This is a genomic window from Mesorhizobium sp. M1E.F.Ca.ET.063.01.1.1, from assembly GCF_003998155.1.
Taxonomy (GTDB): Bacteria; Pseudomonadota; Alphaproteobacteria; order Rhizobiales; family Rhizobiaceae; genus Mesorhizobium.
The window spans coordinates 1-456 of the sequence record NZ_RZSC01001604.1 but is presented as its reverse complement, the minus strand read 5'-3'; the positions used below and the strand labels follow the sequence as shown (position 1 = coordinate 456).

Sequence of the window (456 nt, the reverse complement as noted above, 5' to 3'; positions counted from 1 at the left end):
GGTCGGCGAGGTGCGCGGCATGGGGCTGATGGCCTGCATCGAATGCGTCGCCGATCGCGAAAGCAGGAATCCGCTGCAGCTCGACAAGGACGTCGGAAAACGCATCGACGCGCATTGCCACGAGCTTGGCCTGCTGGTCCGGCCGCTGATCAACATGTGCGTGATGTCGCCGCCGCTGATCATTTCGCGCGAACAGATCGACGACATGGTGGCGATCCTGCGCGAAGGCATTTCACGCACGATGGACGATCTCAGGAAAGAGGGCGTCTGGCGGGGGTGATTTTCTTCCTTCTCCCCGTTTCACGGGGAGAAGGTGCCGGCAGGCGGATGAGGGGCGGCGCCGACATTGGCGATTGGCTGCGGTTCAGGACCTCATCTGCCTGAAATCATAACCGTCCTGGCCCAGCGCCGTGCAGCGCCAGCTTACGACCTTCAGTTTGACGATCAACCTTGAGG

General features: G+C 61.8%; 1 protein-coding gene. It reads left to right on the top strand.

Annotated elements, in window-relative coordinates; all coding sequences use genetic code 11:
* Positions 1–280: aminotransferase class III-fold pyridoxal phosphate-dependent enzyme (locus EOA29_RS40000; protein WP_127222583.1), on the top strand; the 280-nt coding region annotated here is incomplete at its 5' end.
* Positions 281–456: the final 176 nt, after the last annotated feature.